18 protein-coding genes are annotated in these 18,189 nt (G+C 73.8%); 4 read left to right on the forward strand and 14 right to left on the reverse strand.

Annotated elements, in window-relative coordinates; translation table 11 throughout:
- Positions 1 to 45 precede the first annotated feature (45 nt).
- The 3 genes from AW16_RS0111535 to sigE are packed head-to-tail and all read right to left on the reverse strand — an operon-like array spanning position 46 to position 3,007.
- On the reverse strand, positions 46 to 1,491 hold the full coding sequence (locus tag AW16_RS0111535; RefSeq protein ID WP_034648914.1) for a S1C family serine protease: 1,446 nt from the start codon (positions 1,489 to 1,491) through the stop codon (positions 46 to 48).
- Positions 1,488 to 2,441, reverse strand: coding sequence for a zf-HC2 domain-containing protein (locus AW16_RS0111540; RefSeq protein ID WP_029290505.1), 954 nt, complete (start codon positions 2,439 to 2,441; stop codon positions 1,488 to 1,490). The genes AW16_RS0111535 and AW16_RS0111540 overlap by 4 nt, the downstream gene beginning before the upstream one ends.
- On the reverse strand, positions 2,438 to 3,007 hold the full coding sequence (gene sigE, locus AW16_RS0111545) for an RNA polymerase sigma factor SigE (RefSeq protein WP_029290507.1): 570 nt from the start codon (positions 3,005 to 3,007) through the stop codon (positions 2,438 to 2,440). The genes AW16_RS0111540 and sigE overlap by 4 nt, the downstream gene beginning before the upstream one ends.
- 200 nt (positions 3,008 to 3,207) lie before the next feature.
- On the opposite strand from sigE, the gene AW16_RS0111550 reads away from it, so the two are divergent.
- Positions 3,208 to 3,840, forward strand: coding sequence for an O-methyltransferase (locus AW16_RS0111550; RefSeq protein ID WP_029290510.1), 633 nt, complete (start codon positions 3,208 to 3,210; stop codon positions 3,838 to 3,840).
- Between the two features lie 93 nt (positions 3,841 to 3,933).
- On the opposite strand, the gene AW16_RS0111555 is transcribed toward AW16_RS0111550, so the two are convergent.
- From AW16_RS0111555 to dapE, 7 genes are all read right to left on the reverse strand, one after another.
- Positions 3,934 to 4,590 (reverse strand): VOC family protein, encoded by a 657-nt coding sequence (locus AW16_RS0111555; protein WP_029290512.1) that lies wholly within the window; start codon positions 4,588 to 4,590, stop codon positions 3,934 to 3,936.
- Between the two features lie 80 nt (positions 4,591 to 4,670).
- A complete protein-coding gene (locus tag AW16_RS0111560) occupies positions 4,671 to 6,260 on the reverse strand; it encodes a M17 family metallopeptidase (protein ID WP_029290514.1) in 1,590 nt (529 codons plus the stop codon).
- 17 nt (positions 6,261 to 6,277) lie between these two features.
- Positions 6,278 to 6,445, reverse strand: a complete 168-nt coding sequence (locus AW16_RS18145) for a DUF3117 domain-containing protein (RefSeq protein WP_013772033.1) — start codon at positions 6,443 to 6,445, stop codon at positions 6,278 to 6,280.
- A 216-nt stretch (positions 6,446 to 6,661) separates the two neighbouring features.
- Entirely contained in the window at positions 6,662 to 7,993 is a 1,332-nt protein-coding gene (locus AW16_RS0111570) for a hypothetical protein (RefSeq protein ID WP_231496032.1), read from the reverse strand.
- The gene (folP, locus tag AW16_RS0111575) at positions 7,990 to 8,886 is read right to left on the reverse strand and encodes a dihydropteroate synthase (protein ID WP_369794787.1); all 897 of its coding nucleotides are present in this window, start codon (positions 8,884 to 8,886) and stop codon (positions 7,990 to 7,992) included. The genes AW16_RS0111570 and folP overlap by 4 nt, the downstream gene beginning before the upstream one ends.
- A gap of 11 nt (positions 8,887 to 8,897) precedes the next feature.
- Positions 8,898 to 9,734, reverse strand: a complete 837-nt coding sequence (locus AW16_RS0111580; RefSeq protein ID WP_029290520.1) for a TIGR00730 family Rossman fold protein — start codon at positions 9,732 to 9,734, stop codon at positions 8,898 to 8,900.
- Positions 9,735 to 9,771: 37 nt separating this feature from the next.
- Positions 9,772 to 10,848, reverse strand: a complete 1,077-nt coding sequence (gene dapE, locus AW16_RS0111585; RefSeq protein WP_029290522.1) for a succinyl-diaminopimelate desuccinylase — start codon at positions 10,846 to 10,848, stop codon at positions 9,772 to 9,774.
- A gap of 55 nt (positions 10,849 to 10,903) precedes the next feature.
- On the opposite strand from dapE, the gene dapD reads away from it, so the two are divergent.
- Both dapD and AW16_RS17160 read left to right on the forward strand, forming a co-directional pair.
- Positions 10,904 to 11,854: a 2,3,4,5-tetrahydropyridine-2,6-dicarboxylate N-succinyltransferase gene (gene dapD, locus AW16_RS0111590; RefSeq protein WP_029290524.1), complete on the forward strand. Its 951-nt coding sequence runs from the start codon at positions 10,904 to 10,906 to the stop codon at positions 11,852 to 11,854.
- 283 nt (positions 11,855 to 12,137) lie between these two features.
- Entirely contained in the window at positions 12,138 to 12,788 is a 651-nt protein-coding gene (locus AW16_RS17160; protein WP_156044148.1) for a hypothetical protein, read from the forward strand.
- A gap of 107 nt (positions 12,789 to 12,895) precedes the next feature.
- On the opposite strand, the gene AW16_RS0111600 is transcribed toward AW16_RS17160, so the two are convergent.
- The 3 genes from AW16_RS0111600 to fdxA form a co-directional block, all read right to left on the reverse strand.
- A complete protein-coding gene (locus AW16_RS0111600; protein ID WP_081861623.1) occupies positions 12,896 to 14,203 on the reverse strand; it encodes a citrate synthase in 1,308 nt (435 codons plus the stop codon).
- A gap of 217 nt (positions 14,204 to 14,420) precedes the next feature.
- Complete coding sequence (gene dapC / locus AW16_RS0111605) at positions 14,421 to 15,560, reverse strand: succinyldiaminopimelate transaminase (RefSeq protein ID WP_029290528.1); 1,140 nt, start codon at positions 15,558 to 15,560, stop codon at positions 14,421 to 14,423.
- Positions 15,561 to 15,570: 10 nt separating this feature from the next.
- Positions 15,571 to 15,897 carry a ferredoxin gene (gene fdxA, locus AW16_RS0111610; protein ID WP_029290529.1) on the reverse strand — a complete coding sequence of 109 codons (327 nt, stop codon included), beginning with the start codon at positions 15,895 to 15,897 and terminating at the stop codon, positions 15,571 to 15,573.
- Between the two features lie 85 nt (positions 15,898 to 15,982).
- Here fdxA and AW16_RS0111615 point away from each other — a divergent pair, with 85 nt between their 5' ends.
- A complete protein-coding gene (locus tag AW16_RS0111615; RefSeq protein WP_231496033.1) occupies positions 15,983 to 16,210 on the forward strand; it encodes a hypothetical protein in 228 nt (75 codons plus the stop codon).
- Between the two features lie 171 nt (positions 16,211 to 16,381).
- Here AW16_RS0111615 and AW16_RS0111620 read toward each other — a convergent pair.
- Positions 16,382 to 18,189, reverse strand: a 1,808-nt coding sequence (locus tag AW16_RS0111620; RefSeq protein ID WP_231496034.1) for a VanW family protein, incomplete at its 5' end; no start/stop codon positions are given.

Here is an 18,189-nt window from a genome sequence, read left to right on the forward strand (position 1 = left end):
CCGCCAGGCTACCCCGCGTTCCTGGACGGCAGACCTGCGCGCAGGTCAGCTCCCGGACTCGTCCAGCACCACGCGGACCGTGCGTTCGTCGGGGCCGGTGCGGACCCGCAGCGCGACCGTGTCGCCCGGCGTGTGCGCGCGGATGGCGACGATCAGCTCGTCGGGCTGCGTCACGGGCCGGTCGTCGATCGACAGGATGACGTCCCCCGAGCGGATGCCCGCGCGGTCGGCCGGGCCGTCTGGCGTCACCGGCGGCGTGCCCTGCTGGCTCTTCGACGCGACCTTGACGCCCTCGCCGACGTACGCCTGGTCCAGCAGCACCCCGATGATGGGGTAGGTCGCGTGCCCCTTCTCGATGAGCTGCTCGGCGGTGCGGCGCGCCTGGTCCGACGGGATCGCGAAGCCGAGGCCGATGCTGCCGCCCGTGGTGCCGTTGGTGCCCGGTGGCTGGGCGATCGCCGAGTTGATGCCGATCACCTCGCCCTCGGCGTCGACCAGCGGCCCGCCGGAGTTGCCGGGGTTGATCGCGGCGTCGGTCTGGATCGCGTTGATGAACGCGGTGTCCGCCGAGTCGCCCGCGGACACCGGACGGTTCAGGGCGCTCACGATGCCCGTCGTGACGGTCCCGGCCAGGCCCAGCGGTGCGCCGATCGCGACGACGGGGTCGCCCACGACGACGTCCGCGGAGCGTCCCAGCACGAGCGGGGTGAGGCCCTTCTCGTCGACCTTGATGACCGCGAGGTCGTAGTCCGACGTGCGTCCGACGATCGTCGCCCGGCGCTCGTGCCCGTCGGAGAACGTCACCGTCAGCGAGCCGCCACCCACCGCGCCCGCGACCACGTGGTTGTTGGTCAGCAGGTAGCCGTCGGCCCGCAGCACGAAGCCCGAGCCCGTCGCGGTGCCGTCGCCGCCCGTCGACTCGATCGACACGACGCTAGGCAGCACCGTGGCGGCGATCTGCGCGACCGACGCCTCCGCCGTACCTGCAGCTGCACCTCCGGACGGCCGAGGAGCGCTCGACGGGATCGCCGGCAGCCCCGCGTCGGCGAGGTGGTCGTCAGCTGACCAGCGCGCACCCAGCACACCGCCCACGAGACCCGCGACGAGCGCGAGCACGACGAGCGGCACGACCCAGCCGACCGAGAGCGCACGCGGTGCGCGGCGGACCCGGACCTGCGGTGCAGACGTCGCAGAGAGCGGCGTCGAGAGCGGCTGCTGCGGTGGGAAGCCGGGCGGGTACGACGAGGGGCCCTGCTCGGCGCCGAGACCCACGGCTGGCGTGGACGAACCCGGTGCGTGCACGAAGGAGCGCGGCGCGCGCGGCTGCTCGGGGGGACCACCCTGCCCGGGTGCGTCCTGACCCGGTGCGCTCTGACCCTGTGCGCCCTGTGCCGTGCTCCCCGCCGACGGACCGGGCAGCGGCCTCGTCGAGGGCGAGGCGAACAGGGGGACGTCCGACGGCTGCCCGGGCTGCTGGTCCTGCTCCGTCATGACTGGTCGAGCACTCCCGCCACCGTGGTCCACCCGCGCCACATGCGGGCGGGGACGCCGTCCGCGGCGCCCACGGGGAAGCCTGCCACGAAGGAGCGCGCCGCGCCGGAGTCGCGCCCCGCGACGACCTGCACGACCGTGTCGCCCGACTGCCACGCGACGTGCCACGGCTCGGTCGACAGCAGCACCGCGTCGATGCCCTCGACGTCGGCGGCCTGCGCGCCGACGACCGCTGCCTCGTCCAGCCGTCCCGCCTGCTCCGTCACGACGACGGGTCCGGCGGGTCCGGTGAGGTCCACCTCGAGCGACCCCTCGTCGGTGGTCCGCCACCCCACGAGGGACCACCCCGCGGGCAGCTGCGTCGGGAAGGGCCAGCCGTGCCGGTCGACCCATGCGTCGAGGTCGTCCACGCCGGCGTCGACCGCGTCGACCTGCACGGTCGCGGCATGGCCGAGCAGGTCGAGATCGGGCGCGACCCTGCCCTGCGCGACGACGTCGGGCTGCTCTCCCAGCACGAACAGCATCGCCGCGACCGCGCCGACGCCCGCGACCGACCCGGCGAGCAGGCGGGTCGACATCCGGCGCAGCGGCACCTCGCCGCACAGCGCGGCACCGCTGCGCGCCTCCCACGCACGGCGTGCGGGGCCGCGGTGCAGGCCGTAGCTCGCGAGGTCGTGCTCGGTGCGACGCGGCGGCGGCGCGAACGGGTCGGCGGACCGCACGGGCTCGTGCGCGGGCATCGCGACACCGAGGGACAGCAGGCGGGCGGTGAGGTCGTCGTCCGGCGCGACGTCCTGCGACGCCGCGAGCGCGGCACGCGCGGCACGAGCAGCCGCGAGCTCGGCGGCGCACTCGTCGCAGGTCGCGACGTGCGCGAGCGCACGCTCCGCAGCGGCCGGCGCGAGCTGGCCGTCGACGAGCGCGCTGATCCGCGAGCCGAGGTGGCTCATGCCCGCACCTCGTCGACCTCGACCACGGGCGTGCGCCCGGGAGCGCGGTGCTCGAGCGACTCGCGCAGCCGCGCCCGCGCGCGGTGGATCCGCGAGCGCACCGTGCCGAGCTTGATGCCCAGCGTCACCGCGATCTCCTCGTACGAGAGCCCCTCGATGTCGCACAGGACGACCGCGGCGCGGTACTCGGGCGGGAGGTCGTCGAGCGCGCGCTGCACGTCGGCGTCGAGGTTGCCGTGCTCGAACGCGCGCTCGGGTGCCGCGAGCTGGTCGGTCGACTCGAAGCGGTCGCTCTCGTCACCGATCGCGTCGATGCGCACGCGCTGGCGCCTGCGCGCCTGGTCGAGGAACAGGTTGGTGGTGATGCGGTGCATCCAGCCCTCGAACGTGCCGGGCTGGTAGGTGTGCAGCGACCGGAACACGCGGACGAACGTCTCCTGCGTGAGGTCCTCGGCGTCCTGGCGGTTGCCCGAGAGGCGGTACGCGAGCCGGTACACGCGGGCGGAGTGGTCCCGCACGATCTGCTCCCACGACGGCGGCTGCCAGGCGGGTTCGGTCTGCGGCACGTGTCTCCTCGCTGTGGCCGACGGGTCGGCGGGTCCCCATCATCCCATCCGGACCCGGTGCCCCGGGTCCGACGACAGGTCTCGTCGGTGCAACGCCTGCGCCGCACGGATGGTTCCGCGTGCCCCCACGGCGCGACGCGCGGGCGGGACTACGCTGGCAGCGCCCGCACCGGCGGGCTCTGACGTGCCGGGAGGCCACCATCTCCACCGACAAGGCGAGCAGCTGGGTCTACTGCGAGGACTTCGTCGAGCAGGACGACGTGCTGCTGCGGGCCCGCGAACGCGCGGCACAGCTCGGCTGCACCGCTGTGACCCCGGGAGCCGGCGCCGCCCTGACGGTGCTCGCGGCCGCCAACGCTGCGCGCGCCGTGGTCGAGATCGGCACGGGCGCCGGCGTCGGCTCGATCCACCTCCTGCGCGGGATGCCCGCGGACGGCGTGCTCACGACGATCGACATCGAGGTCGAGCACCACCGCGCCGCCAAGGAGGCGTTCGCCGAGGAGGGTGTGCGCTCGACGCGCACGCGCACCATCTCCGGGCGCGCGCTCGACGTGCTGCCGCGCCTGACCGACGGCGCCTACGACATGGTCGTCGTGGATGCCGACGTCGAGGGCGTGACGCGCTACGTCGAGGAGGGCGTCCGGCTGCTGAGGCCGGGCGGCGTGCTCGTCGTCGACGACGCGCTGTGGCACGACCGTGTCGCCGACCCCGCCCGCCGGGACGACGACACGACCGCCGTGCGTGAGGTGGGCCGTGCGGTGCGGGCCGACGAGCGGCTCGTCAGCGCGCTGCTGCCCGTGGGCGACGGGCTCCTGGTCGCGGTGCGCCGCTGACGCCGTCGGGCGTTCCGTCTGGCCCTCCGTCAGGCCCTGCGTCCGGCCGTCTCTGAACCGCCTCTGAGTTTGCCGCTGAGCCGCCGCGAGGCGTCAGTCGTGCGTGTCCGTCCAGGCCGCGATGTCGATGCCGTGGTTGTCGGGTGACGCGATCGTCCACCACTGCGGCGCGTAGGAGTCGTCGACCAGCCGTCCGCCCGCGGCGAGCGCCGCGGCGACCCGTGCCTCGGCCCGGTCGGCGGGCACCGACACGTCGATGTGAGTACGTCCACGACCGGTCCGCTCCATGTCCGGGTGGAACGAGAGCGAGGGGCCGCGCCGCAGCGGGTCGACCGCGTCGTCGACGCCCGACGGCACGTATCCGAGCGCGGCCTCCCAGAACGCCTCGACGTCTCTGTCCGGGTGGTGCGCGACGTAGATGTCGACGGTCTGGACGAGGTCGACGTCGGGTCGCAGCCCCAGCTCGCGCGCCGCGACGGAGACGGCCGCGGCGGCCTCGGCCCCGGCGACGGGGATCAGCCCGTCGCGGTGCGGGATCCGCACGACGACGGCCTCCGGGCGCAGGTCCACGTCCGGTGCGACGCCCAGCCGTGACGCCGCGTCCACGACCGGCGCCACGAGCGCCGCGGCCTGCGCGAGCGACCCGGCGCGGAAGCACGCCTGCGCTCCCCACGAGGTCACCCGCCAGTCCTCGACGCCGGGCCGCGTGTGGAAGGCCGCCGGGGTGAGTCCCTGCTCGTCGTCCGTCATCGCCCCACGGTAGGCGCGGGACCGGACGATCGCGAGACCTCTGGCGCAGCGGTCCGGCGCTGCGGTCGGGTGCAGGTGGGTCAGCGCAGGTCGGCGAGGTACTGCAGCAGCAGGCGCGCCCCGAACCCGGTCGCGCCCTCGGTGATCTCGTGCCGGTCGGACGTCGCGCGCGCGGGCCCGGCGATGTCGAGGTGCGCCCAGCGACGCGACCCCACGAACTCGCGCAGGAACAGCGCCGCCGTGATCGCACCCGCACCCAGGCCGGCGTCGGCGGGGACGTGACGCAGGTCGGCGACGTCGGAACGGACGGCGTCCGCGTAGTCCTCGACGAGCGGCAGGCGCCACAGCGGCTCGCCGACGGCCTCGCCCGCACGTTCCAGCGCCGCGACGAGGGCGTCGTCGGTGCCGAACAACGCGCCGCGCTGCTTGCCGAGACCGACGGCAGCGGCGCCTGTGAGCGTCGCGACGTCGACCAGGACGTCGGGTTCGAGCGTGGCGTCGGCCCATGCGAGGGCGTCGGCGAGGACGAGCCGCCCCTCGGCGTCGGTGTTCGCGACCTCGACGGTCGTGCCGCCGTACACGCGCAGGACGTCGCCCGGGCGGTACGACGAGGCCCCGAAGTGGTTCTCGGCGAGCGGCAGCACCGCGGTGACGGCGTGCGCGAGCCCGGAGTCGGCCGCGGCGAGCACGGTCGCGAGCGCGACGGCCGCACCGGCCATGTCCGTCTTCATCGTGACCATCGACTCGCGCGGCTTGATGCTGATGCCACCGGTGTCGAACGTGATCCCCTTGCCGACGAGCACCACGTGCCTGCCGGACGCGTTGGTGGGCGTGTAGCGGACGACGACGAGCCGCGGCGTGGACGCCGAGCCGGCGCCGACCGCGAGGATCCCGCCGAAGCCCTGCGCCGAGAGCTCGCGCGGGGTCAGGACCTGGGTCTCGAGACCGCGTCGCGCCGCGAGCCGCTTCGCCTGGTCGGCGAGCCACGCGGGCGTCTTGGTGCTGGACGGCGTCGTCGTGAGGTCGCGCACGAGCCACGTCGCGGCGGCGGCCGTCCGCGCGGCGTCGAGCGCCGCGGTGACGCGCGTGCCGTCACGCCCCAGGAGCACCAGCTCCGCGGACGGTGCGGGCGCAGGTCCGGTGGCAGACGTGGGCGGGCGGTACGCCGCGAGCAGGTACCCCTCGGCGAACGCACGCGCAGCCTGCGCGGCCTGCGACGCGGACTGGCTGCCCTGCACGCCCGCGGTCGTGAGCACGCGCCCGAGACCGCGCGACGCGCGTGCCAGCGCCGCGCCGGCGTGCCGCAGGTCGGCTGCCGACCGGGCACCGAGGCCCAGCAGCACCACGCGAGGCGGCAGCGCCTGCCACGGGAGCTGCACCGCAGAGCCGACGGCGCGCGGCAGCTGCAGGACGTACGACTCCCCCGACGCGCCCGTCAGCCCGACGCGGTCAGCGATCTCGGCGAGGTCGATCCCGTACAGCGCGGACACGTCCGCCGCGCCCTCACCGGGCTGCGCACCGTGCTCGCCCTCGACCGCAGGCACGAGCGGCACGGCGATCGCGTCGACCGAGCCGTCGTCCAGCAGGTCGGTCGACACGAGCGTGCCGCCCGACGGCCACAGCTCCGGCGGCGTGCGTCCGATGGTCGACCGGGTACCCGTCCGTGCCATGCGGCTGCCCGGGGCCGTCAGGAGACGACGGAGGTGAGCGCCTCGCCCAGCTCGGCGGCCTCGGTCGCGTTGAGCTCGACCACCAGCCGTCCGCCGCCCTCGAGCGGGACGCGCATGACGATGCCGCGACCCTCCTTGGTCACCTCGAGCGGTCCGTCGCCGGTCCTCGGCTTCATCGCGGCCATGCGGGCCTCTCCTTCGGCTCGTGCGTCCCGGCGAGCCTGGTGCGGGCCCGGCGGCGAGCGGTCAACGACCGCCTCACCAGCGGCCCAGCTGCCGGTTGTCCGCGTCACAGTCTAGTTCACACCTGCGACACCACGGTCCCGAACCGGGGGCCGACCCGTTCGCTCGTCCCGTCCACTCGGCCCGGCGGCTCGGCCCGGAGGACCGACCGGCACACGTCACGGCGGCCAGCCGGTGGGCCCCTGCAGCCGCCACATGTCCCACACCCACACGACCTGCAGGCCGAGCATCGCGACGACGACGAGCGCGAACCAGAGCCGCCGCGCGCGTGCGGGCCTCGTCACGACGCCCGCGGTCACCGCCCCGAGCGGGAACGCGAGCAGCAGGAACCGCGCGATGCTGCTGCTCGGCTCGACGGCCCCCGCGATGTACAGCAGGTACGCGGCCGGCCAGGCGTGCAGCTCGGGGCCCAGGCGCCACGCGGCGGGGACGACGAGCACGGCGACGACGAGGGCGAACGACGCGAGCAGCACCCACGGCGCGAGGTCCCCGAACCAGAACCGCGAGACGTACCCCCACGACCCGAACGGCACGACCTCGCGCACTCCACGCCACGTCTCCTGCGTGAGCAGGTACGCGTCACGCTCGCCGGTCACGCGCCCGCAGATCAGCGGCCACGCGACGCCCGAGACGGCGGCCGTCGCGGCAAGGCCCGCGAGCGCACCCCAGTCCCGCGCGCGCAGCCGGTCCTCGCCGCGGCGCGCGTGCCACCAGCGCGCCGCAGCGTGCACCAGGATCACCGCGGCCATCGGCAGCGCGACCGCACGCGTGAAGCCGAGCGCGAGGATCACCGCCCCCGCGAGCAGGTAGCTGCGCCGGATCAGCAGCAGCAGCGCCGAGGCGACCAGCAGGAGAGCGAGCGACTCCGTGTACCCGATCTGCAGGACGGGGGCGGTCGGGAACACGCTCACGAGCGCGACCGTCGCGAGCGGCAGCCCCGGACGTGCGGCGACCGCGCGCGGCGCACCCTCGGCCACCGCGCGGTGGACGACGAGCATCGCGGCGCCGCCGAGCACGAGCGCGAGCAGCGGGGCCACCTGGTACCACTGCCCGCCCGTGAGCTGCATGAACCCCCGCACCAGCATGGGGAACAGCGGGAAGAACGCCCACACGTTCTGCTGCACGTCGCCGTTCGCGTCCCGCGGGAGCGTCGAGGGGTATCCGTGCTCGGCGATCTGCCGGTACCAGGTGGCATCCCAGAACAGCCCGGTGAACTGCAGGTACGACGGGCGGTCGCCCGCCCAGTAGCTGGCCTCCTGGTGCTGCGCGGTCGCGACGAGCGCCACGGCCGAGAACAGCCGCGCACCCGCGTACACCGCGAGCGTCTGCAGCCACCACGGCCACCCGCGCGGGTCCCAGCGCGCCCGGCGCACGGCCGTCTCGGGCACGGTCGGCCCCGGCACGGTCGCCGCGGGCACGTTCGTCTCGGGCGCCCCTGCGGCCGACGACTCCCGCACGACCGGGTCCCCGGCGAAGGCGTCCCCGCTCACACCAGCCCCCGAACGGCACGCGCAGGCGCCCGCTCACCACGGATCGACGCGACCATGTCGAGCGTCCGCCTCGTGGCGCGCACGTCGTGCGCACGGAACACGCGAGCGCCGAGCCACGCCGCGACGGCCGTCGCGGCGAGCGTCCCCTCGAGCCGCTCGTCGGCCTCGAGGTCGAGCGTCTCGCCCACGAAGTCCTTGCGCGAGAACGCCATGAGCACCGGGAAGCCGAGTGCGACGAGCGCCTCGGTGCGCCGCGTCAGGTGCAGCGAGTGCCAGGTGTTCTTGCCGAAGTCGTGCGTGGGGTCGACGAGCACGCTCGCGGGGTCGATCCCGAGAGCGACCGCGCGCCGGGCCGCTGCGCCGACGGTCGCGACGACGTCGTCCAGCACGCCGTCGAGCGGGTCGTGCCCCGGGAGCGCTGGGTAGGACACGCGGAACGGGTCGGTACGCGGGACAGCGCCGCCCGTGTGCGAGCACACGATGCCCAGGCCGCACTCCGCGGCGACGTGCACGAGCTCGGGGTCGTGGCCGGCCCACGTGTCGTTGACCAGGTCGGCCCCCTCGTCGGCCGCTGCGCGCGCGACCGGCGCACGCCACGTGTCGACGCTCACGAGCACGTCGGGGAACGCCGCGCGCACGCGTGCGACGACCGGCACGACCCGCGCGATCTCGTCCTCGGTCGTCACCTCGGGCCCGCGCCCGGCGCGCACGCCGCCCAGGTCCACGAGGTCGGCGCCCTCGTCGACCGCGCGTGCGACCGCCTCGAGCGCGCCGTCCTCGTCGTAGCGCGCGGGCGCGTAGAACGAGTCCGTGGTGCGGTTGACCACGGCCATCACGACCGGCCCGTCGAGCGTCCGGCCCCGCAGCCGCAGGGGTGCACCGGCGACGGGCACACCCGCGAGCGTCACAGCGCCTCGGGGCCGGGGGTCGCCTCCTCGGCCTCCTGCTGCGCGTGCGCCGTCGCGCGGACCGCGGCCTCCTCCTCGGCGCGCAGCTGCGCGCCGCGCTCCACGACGATCTCGACGGCCTCCTGCGCGGAGTCGACGACCTTGAGAAGGTCACGGTCGGGCGGCGAGATGAGCCCGCGATCGACGACCGGGCCGCTCACCCAGTCGAGCAGCCCCTGCCAGTAGTCACGGCCGAGCAGCACGATCGGGAACTGGATGACCTTGTGCGTCTGGACGAGCGTGAGGGCCTCGAACAGCTCGTCGAACGTGCCGAAGCCGCCGGGCAGCACCACGAAGCCCTCGGAGTACTTCACGAACATCGTCTTGCGGGCGAAGAAGTAGCGGAAGTTCACGCCGAGGTCGACGTAGTCGTTCATGCCCTGCTCGAACGGCAGCTCGATGCCGAGGCCCACGCTGACCCCGCCCGCCTCCTTGGCGCCGCGGTTGGCCGCCTCCATGATCCCGGGGCCGCCACCGGTGATGACGGCGTACCCGGCGTCGACGAGCCCAGCGCCGACCTCCGTCGCGAGCACGTAGTCCGGGTGGTCGGGCTTGGTGCGGGCCGAGCCGAAGACGCTCACCGCCGGCCCGACCTCCGCGAGCGCGCCGAAGCCCTCGACGAACTCGCTCTGGATCCGCATGACGCGCCAGGGGTCGCCGTGCAGCCAGTCGGCCTCCTCGGTGCGGCTGAGCAGCCGCTGGTCGGAGGTGGTCGCGGGGATCTGGCCGCCGCGCAGCAGCACGGGGCCCTTGCGGTAGCCGTGGCCGGGGGCCGGCTGTCCGTCGTCGCTCATGGGGCCGACTCTAGGGTGCCGCGCTGCGAGCGGGCCGTCAGGCCGCGGTGAGCCACGCGCGCAGCGCGACGTAGGCCTGGCGGATCTGGTCCGCCGGGCAGCGCTCGTCGTCCTTGTGCGCGAGCAGCGGGTCTCCGGGGCCGAAGTTCACCGCTGGCACGCCCAGCGCCGAGAACCGCGCGACATCGGTCCAGCCCAGCTTCGGGGCGGGCGCGCCGCCCGTGACGGCGAGCACCGCCTCGGCGAACTCACGCGCCGCGGGGGCGTCGAGGCCCGGACGCGCGCCGGGGGCGGCGTCCACGATCTCGACGTCGTACCCGTCGAAGACCTCGCGCACGTACGCGGAGGCCTGCTCCACGTCGGCGGACGGCGCGAACCGGTAGTTGACCGTCACGACGCACCTGTCCGGGATGACGTTCCCCGCCGTGCCACCGCTGACGAGCACCGCGTTGAGGCTCTCGAGGTACCCGAGCCCGTCCACGTCGACCGTCCGCGGCTCCCACGCCTCGAGCCGCCTCAGCACCTCGCCCGCGGCGTGCACCGCGTTGCGGCCCGTCCACGGCCGCGCCGAGTGCGCCGCGACGCCGTGCAGCACCACCTGCACCCGCAGCGTCCCGTTGCAGCCGCCCTCGATGCCGCCGTTCGTCGGCTCGCCGAGGATCGCGAGGTCGCCCGCGAGCCAGTCGGGGTGCTCGCGCACGATCCGCCCCAGGCCGTTGAGGTCGGCGGCGACCTCCTCGTGGTCGTAGAACACCCACGTCACGTCGCGCACGGGGTCGACGAGCTCGGCCGCGAGCGCGAGCTGCACCGCGACGCCTGCCTTCATGTCGACCGTGCCGCGCCCCCACACCACGCCGTCCTCGAGCCGCGTCGGCAGGTTGTCCGCCACCGGGACGGTGTCGAGGTGCCCCGCGATCACCACGCGGGACGCCTTGCCGCCGTGGGTGCGCGCGACGACCGCGTCGCCGTCGCGCAGCACCTCGAGGTGGTCGTACGCGCGCAGCGCCGCCTCGACGGCGTCGGCGAGCTCGCGCTCGTCGCCGCTCTCGGAGCGCACGTCGCACACGGCGCGGGTCAGGTCGACGACGTCGGCGGTCAGGTCCAGGTGTGCCACGCGCCGACCATATCGGGCGCTCCCGACGCGCCGGTTCTCGCCTAGGGTTGGCGCCATGACCTCACGTCCCGCCTGGGGGTTCGGCCTGTCGACCGTGACCCTCGACGGCACCACCCTCGACGCCTGGTACCCCTCCCCCGCGCTCGGGGCCCCCGACGACGACGTCGCCGTCCCGCCCGAGCTCGCGGCCGCAGCGCTCACCGACGAGGCACGCGGCGTTCGCGTCGTCGTCGTGCGCACGGTGATCGACCTCGACGCCCCGCCGCAGGACACCGCGGACGCGTACCTGCGCCTGCACCTGCTGTCCCACCGCGTCGTCGAACCGCACGGCCAGAGCCTCGACGGCCTGTTCGGCGTGCTGCCGAACGTCGTGTGGACCGACCGCGGACCGTGCGCGGTCGAGGGGTTCGAGGCCACGCGCGCACGCCTGCGCGCCGCGACGGGCGTCGCCCCGACGGTCCTCGGCGTCGACAAGTTCCCCCGCATGGTCGACTACGTCGTCCCCACCGGGGTGCGCGTCGCCGACGCCGACCGCGTGCGCCTGGGCGCCCACCTCGCGGCGGGCACCACCGTGATGCACGAGGGCTTCGTCAACTACAACGCCGGGACGCTCGGCACGTCGATGATCGAAGGTCGCGTGTCGGCCGGTGTCGTCGTGGGCGACGGGTCGGACATCGGTGGCGGCGCGTCGATCATGGGCACGCTGTCCGGCGGTGGGCGCCTGGTGGTGTCGATCGGCCGGCGCACGTTGCTCGGGGCCAACGCGGGGCTCGGCATCCCCCTCGGGGACGACTGCGTGGTCGAGGCCGGGCTGTACGTCACGGCGGGCACCAAGGTGACGCTGCTGGGCTTCGGCGGAGACGACGAGGGGCGCGTCGTCAAGGCCCGCGACCTCGCGGGTGCCGACGGCGTGCTGTTCCGACGCAACTCGCTCACGGGCGGGGTCGAGGCCGTGGCCCGCACCGGCGCGGGCGTGCAGCTCAACACCGCGCTGCACGCGAACTGATGCCGCGTCGGCCGAGCCGGTCACGCCGGCACGGCCGCACCCGGCGCGCGCTGCTCGGTGTCGCGGTGGTGACGCTGCTCCTGGCGGCGCTCGTCGCCGGCGTGGTCGTCGTGCTGGACCGCTCCACGACCCCGCGCGTCCAGGCCCAGGCTGCTACGCGTCCGACGACGGCGCGAGCTACGCCCTCGCTCCCGAGCAGGCGTCCAACGCGGCGCTCGTCGCTGCGACGACCCTGCGCCGCGGCCTGCCCGCACGCGCGGCGACGATCGGCATCGCCACGGCGATGCAGGAGTCCCGCCTGGTCAACATCGACTACGGCGACCGCGACTCGATCGGCCTGTTCCAGCAGCGGCCGTCGCAGGGGTGGGGCACGGTCGAGCAGATCATGGACCCCGTCTACTCGACCGGGAAGTTCTTCGACCACCTCGTCAAGGTGCCGGGGTACGAGAAGCTCGAGGTCACCGACGCGGCGCAGGCGGTGCAGCGCTCGGCCTACCCCCAGGCGTACGCGCAGCACGAGCCGCGCGCGCGTGCGTGGGCCTCGGCGCTCACCGGGTACTCGACCGCCGCGCTGTGGTGCGAGCTGCGGGATGCGACGGTGCCCGGTGACGCGGTCGCGGTGCAGGCGCGCCTCACGCGTGACCTCGGCCGCCTGCCGACGACCGTCGCGCGGAGCACCGACGCCGACGACGCGCCCACGACCGTCACCGTCGACGCACGCCCGCTGGGGGCGAAGAAGGACGCGGACCGCCTGGGGTGGGCCGTCGGGCAGTGGGCGGTCGCGAACGCCGACGAGCTGTCGCTCGACGAGGTCCAGGTGGACGACCAGCTGTGGACCCGCTCGTCGACCACGTGGGAGCCGGTCCCGACGAAGGGCGATGACGCCCGCCACGCCGCACCTCCGGGTCGGGTCACCCTCACGCTCGCCCGCTGACGCGCGCTCCCGACCCCCGACGCCCTACCCCCGAGAACGGTGAAGCGCTCGTCGCCTGAGGGACGACGAACGCTTCACGTTCGAGCGAGGTGACGACCTGCGTCGCGTCAGCGTTCCTCGCGGGCCACGTAGTCGCGTGCGACCTCGCCCGTGTAGACCTGGCGCGGGCGGCCGATCTTCGTCTGCGGGTCCTGCATCATCTCGCGCCACTGCGCGATCCAGCCGGGCATCCGGCCGAGCGCGAACAGCGGCGTGAACATCGCCGGGTCGAATCCCATGGCCTTGTAGATGAGGCCCGTGTAGAAGTCGACGTTGGGGTACAGCTTGCGGCTGATGAAGTACTCGTCGTTGAGCGCGATGTCCTCGAGGCCGCGCGCGATGTCGAGCAGCTCGTCGTCCTTGCCGAGGGCCGCGAGCACCGCGTCGGCGCTCTCCTTGACGATCGCCGCACGCGGGTCGTAGTTCTTGTAGACGCGGTGGCCGAAGCCCATGAGGCGGACACCCGCCTCCTTGTTCTTCACGCGCGTCATGAACTCGGACGCGTCGCCGCCGTTGGCCTTGATCTCGTCGAGCATCTTGAGGACGGCCTCGTTGGCGCCGCCGTGCAGCGGGCCGGACAGCGCGTTGATGCCGGCCGCGACCGACGCGTAGAGGTTGGCGTGCGACGAGCCGACGATGCGCACCGTGGACGTCGAGCAGTTCTGCTCGTGGTCCGCGTGCAGCACGAGGAGCTTGTCGAGCGCGTCGACGACGACCGGGTCGGGCTCGTACTGCTGGTACGGGACCGCGAACGTCATGCGCAGGAAGTCCTCGACGTACCCGCGGCTGTAGTCCGGGTACAGCAGCGGCTCACCCTTGGACGAGCGGTGCACGTACGAGGTGATCGTCCGCGTCTTGGCGAGGATCAGCACCGTCGCGAGCTCGACCGTCTCGGGGTCGAACGGGTCGAGGGACTCGGGGTAGAACGTCGACAGCGCGTTGATCGCCGACGACATGACCGCCATCGGGTGGGCCGTGCGCGGGAACGTCCCCATGAACGTGCGGAAGTCCTCGTGCACGAGCGTGTGCCGGTTGATCCGGTCCTCGAACGCGCTCAGCTCGTCGGCGCTGGGGAGCTCGCCGTTGATGAGCAGGTACGCGACCTCGAGGAACGTCGCCTTGCCGGCGAGCTGCTCGATCGGGTACCCGCGGTAGCGCAGGATGCCCGCGTCGCCGTCGATGTAGGTGATCTTCGACTCGCAGGACGCGGTGTTCATGAACCCGGGGTCCACGGTGACGAGGCCCGTGTCGCGCAGCAGGGTCGAGACGACGACGCCGTCGTTGCCGTCCGTGGCAGGCACGACGGGCAGGTCACGCGAGGTCCCGTCGACGACCAGCTCGACGCTGGTCTCGGTGGTGCGGCCGGTCGTCGTCATGCGTACCTCCCTGGTCCGGGAGGCCTGGTGCGCCGCGCCCGGGTTTCTGATCGCTGTGCCGCGGCCGGTCGGGTCGCAGACGTCGGCCTCGACGCGGGGCGCCGTCGACCGCTGCCTGACGGTACCTGCGCGTCACGCCGCTTGCCCAATCACCGGATCTTCACGTTCCGCGAACCGGGCGTGATCCGCGTCACATCCGACAGGCGAGATGCCGCGATCAGGCTCCGGACAGGCGCGCCGCCGCTTCCGCGATCCGCTCGTCGGGTGCCGTCAGCGCGATGCGGACGTGCAGGTCGTCGCCGTAGAACGCCCCGGGCGCGACGAGGATCCCGAGACCCGCGAGGTCCGCGACCGTGGCCCACGAGTCCTGCGCACCGTGCTCGGGCCTCGTCCACAGGTACAGCCCGGCCGACGAGCGGTCGACGACGTACCCGGCGCCCTCGAGCGCCGAGCGCAGCACCGCCCGGCGCCGCCCGTACCGCGCGCGCTGCTCGGCGACGTGCGCGTCGTCGTCGAGCGCCGCGACCGTCGCCGCCTGCACCGGACCCGGCACGATCATCCCCGCGTGCTTGCGCACCTCGAGCAGCCGCCCGACGAGCGCGGGGTCGCCCGCGACGAACGATGCCCGGTACCCCGCGAGGTTCGACTGCTTGGACAGCGAGTAGACCGCGAGCAGCCCGGTGAGGTCGCCGCCGGTCACCGCGGGGTCGAGCAGGCTCGGCACGCCGCCGCTCGCCCACGGCTCGTCCCACGCGAGCTCGGCGTAGCACTCGTCGGACGCGATCACGACGGGCACCCCGTCACGGGCCGCCGCCGCGCGGGCGGCGTCCACGACGGCACGCAGCTTCTCCACCGAGAGCACGGACCCGTCCGGGTTGCCCGGGGAGTTGAGCCACACCAGCCGCACGCCGCCCTCGGCGAGCCGCGTCGCGGGGTCGTCGGTCGGCTCGGGGTTCGCCCCCGCGAGGCGCGCGCCCACGTCGTACGTCGGGTACGCCGCCCGGGGGTGCAGCACCACGTCGCCAGCACCCAGGCCGAGCAGGGTCGGCAGGAACGCGACGAGCTCCTTGGACCCCACCGTCGGCAGCACGCCTGCCGGGTCGAGCCCGCGCACGCCGCGGCGCCGCGCGAACCAGCGCACCACGGCGTCCCGCAGCTCGGGTGTCCCGTGCGTCTGCGGGTAGCCGGGCGAGTCGGCGGCGGCGGTCAGCGCGTCGCGGACCAGCTGCGGCGTCGCGTCGACGGGCGTGCCCACCGACAGGTCGACGATGCCACCGGGGTGGCTGCGCGCGCGCTGCGCGTACGGGGTGAGCGTGTCCCAGGGGAAGTCCGGCAGCGCGCCGGTGAGCAGGCCCATCGCCCGCGCGTCAGTCTTCGTGCACGCGCAGCGGGAGCGTCGCGATGATCGGGTGGTCCTTGTCGATCTCACCCATCTTCGCGGCGCCGCCCGGCGAGCCCAGGTCGTCGAAGAACTCGACGTTCGCCTTGTAGTACTGGCTCCACTGGTCCGGGACGTCGTCCTCGTAGTAGATCGCCTCGACGGGGCAAACCGGCTCGCAGGCGCCGCAGTCGACGCACTCGTCGGGGTGGATGTACAGCGACCGCTTGCCCTCGTAGATGCAGTCCACGGGACACTCCTCGATGCACGCCTTGTCCTTGACGTCCACACAAGGCTCGGCGATCACGTAGGTCACGAGGGTCCTCCGCAGGGGTTGGGGTCGCTCCTAGTATTCCGCACATGCCAGCGCTGCGAACCCGGTGTCCACGATGACGGGCGACGTGACGTGGCGCACCCTGCGGCCCGGCGAGCGCGTCGTGGTCCGACGACGACGCGACGACGACCCCGCCCCTGGCGAGCCCCCGTACACGGACGTGCTCGGCGAGGTGGTGACGATCGACGACGACGGGCTCGTCGTCCGCACCCGGCGCGCGGACGTGGACGTGCCCGGCGCCGACGTGGTGCTGTGGAAGCGGGTCCCGCCCGCTCTACCTCGCCGCGCTCGCTGAGCCTGCGTCGGCGCACGTCGGACCGCGCCGACCGCGCGACGGCAACGGACCTCGTCGACGGCGAAGCAGCTTCCCGGGGTACGCCACCTGCCAGGCGCGCACGTGAGCCTCGGCGATGGCCCGCGCGTCCTCGGGCCGGGGGTCCCTGACGTCACCCCGGCGGGGCTGCGATCAGTCGTCGCCCCCCGAACCCGAGTCCTTCTTGTCGTCGGCCGACGGCGGCGCCCCGCAGATGACACGGTTCTGCGGCTTGTAGCGCCACGAGTTCGACTCGGTCTTCTTGAGCACGTCGTCGAGATACGTCTTGCGCGTCACCGTCACCGAGAACCCGGGGTTGCCGGGCAGCGAGGGCGTGCACGTCTTGCTCTGCGAGTAGACCGTCGTCGGCGCGACGACGCCCGAGCGCGGGCTCGTCGTCGTCTTGACCGTCCAGTACTTGGTGCCCCAGATGCGCACGTACGCGCGGCCGTCCTTGACCCAGCCCTGCACGAGAGCGCCGTACGGCGTGTTGTTCTTCCACTTCATGTCGATCACGCCCGTGAAGATCGTCGACTCACGACCCTCCGGGTAGCGGGAGAACCACTCGCTGTGCGGCTGGTGGGTGATGTCCTCGAACCCCGCGAAGAAGCCGGCGTTGTAGCTCGTGGTCGACACCTGCGACAGCCCGCCGCCGATCGCCTGGACGTGCTCGCCGCTCACGATCGCGCCGGCGTCGACGTAGCCATGAGCCTTGTCCACCGGGCCGAGCGCCTCCGTCAGGCTGAACGTCTCGCCGGGGCGCACGAGCGTGCCGGTGATGTGCTTGAGGCCGTTCGCGATGTTGATCGTGCGCATGGGCTCGGGCGTCAGGGGCGTCGAGAACTCGGAGACGACCTCCTTGATGCCGAGCTTCTTCAGCGCCGCCGTCGAGTCCTCGGGATCGGTCGCGACGAGCTCGACCTTCGCGTCGCGCTGGTCCGCCTGCGCGGCCGCGGCGACCGCGGTGGCGAGGCCCTCCGCGTCGATCTTCGTACCGGCCTTGCCCTCCTTGATCACCGGCTTGTCGTCCTTGAACACGAACGACGCGTCGGCGGCCTTGGTGAGCAGGTCGGGCTGCTGGTCCAGCACGTCCTTGCTGAGCTTCTCGCCGTCGAGCTGCAGGACCAGCTGCCCGTTCTTGGGCACCATCGACGCAGCAGCGCCGACGTCCTTCGGCTCCAGCACCGCGAGCTTGCCGTCGACCGTCACCGACACGGGCCCCGACACCACCTTCTCCGCGGTGTCGAGCGCCGCGTCGGTGACCTCCTGCGTGATGGCGGGCTGCGACGTGGTCGTCGGCAGCGGGAGCGGGCGCTGCCCCGAGAGCCAGTCGTCGCGCACCGCCTGCGCGGCGCCGGCCTCGTCGAGCGTCCAGCCCTCCTTCGCGTCGGTGGACTGCGCGGTGCCGTCGACGAACACCACCGAGCCGTCCACCGGGTCCTGCGTGAGGCTCGACGAGAGCGAGTCCATCGCCGAGGCGAGCGCCTTCTCGTCGACCTTGGTCACCGCCGACGCCTCGTCGACGCCCACGACGTGGTCCCACAGCCGGCTGGGGTCCTTGAGGTCGACGCCCGTGAGCTGGTCGACCGTCGCCTGCGCGTCGAACGACAGGCCCGCCTTCTTCGGGTCCAGGTTCGCGGTCACGTCGTTCGCGACGACCGCGATGGGCTTGCCCGTCGCCGACGCGAGATCGGCGTCCAGGCGCGCGACCGCGTCGTCCGCCGACAGCCCGCCGATGTCGACCCCCGCGACGCTGGCGCCGCGCGGCACCTTGTCCGCGTACGCGTAGGACGCCGCGACGTAGGCGCCGGCGAGCACGACGACGATCCCGCCCACGACCGCGAGCGCCTTCGGCCAGCGCCGCTTGCCGCCGTCCTGCTCGAACACATCCAGCGGGGACTCCTTGCGCGGGGTGGTGGGCACGGGTCCGGCGGACACGCGGGTGGGCTGCGGGGTCGGGG

It is taken from the genome of Cellulomonas sp. HZM (genome assembly GCF_000708885.1).
In the GTDB taxonomy this organism is placed as follows: Bacteria; Actinomycetota; Actinomycetes; order Actinomycetales; family Cellulomonadaceae; genus Cellulomonas.

Coding starts and splice junctions, on each gene's coding strand:
- AW16_RS0111535 (WP_034648914.1), bottom strand. CDS start 1,491: ATGACGGAGCAGGACCAGCAGCCCGGGCAGCCGTCGGACGTCCCCCTG.
- dapC (WP_029290528.1), bottom strand. CDS start 15,560: ATGGGCCTGCTCACCGGCGCGCTGCCGGACTTCCCCTGGGACACGCTC.
- AW16_RS0111560 (WP_029290514.1), bottom strand. CDS start 6,260: ATGGCACGGACGGGTACCCGGTCGACCATCGGACGCACGCCGCCGGAG.
- AW16_RS0111540 (WP_029290505.1), bottom strand. CDS start 2,441: ATGAGCCACCTCGGCTCGCGGATCAGCGCGCTCGTCGACGGCCAGCTC.
- AW16_RS17160 (WP_156044148.1), top strand. CDS start 12,138: ATGCAGGAGTCCCGCCTGGTCAACATCGACTACGGCGACCGCGACTCG.
- AW16_RS18145 (WP_013772033.1), bottom strand. CDS start 6,445: ATGGCCGCGATGAAGCCGAGGACCGGCGACGGACCGCTCGAGGTGACC.
- AW16_RS0111555 (WP_029290512.1), bottom strand. CDS start 4,590: ATGACGGACGACGAGCAGGGACTCACCCCGGCGGCCTTCCACACGCGG.
- dapD (WP_029290524.1), top strand. CDS start 10,904: ATGACCTCACGTCCCGCCTGGGGGTTCGGCCTGTCGACCGTGACCCTC.
- AW16_RS0111600 (WP_081861623.1), bottom strand. CDS start 14,203: ATGACGACGACCGGCCGCACCACCGAGACCAGCGTCGAGCTGGTCGTC.
- AW16_RS0111580 (WP_029290520.1), bottom strand. CDS start 9,734: ATGAGCGACGACGGACAGCCGGCCCCCGGCCACGGCTACCGCAAGGGC.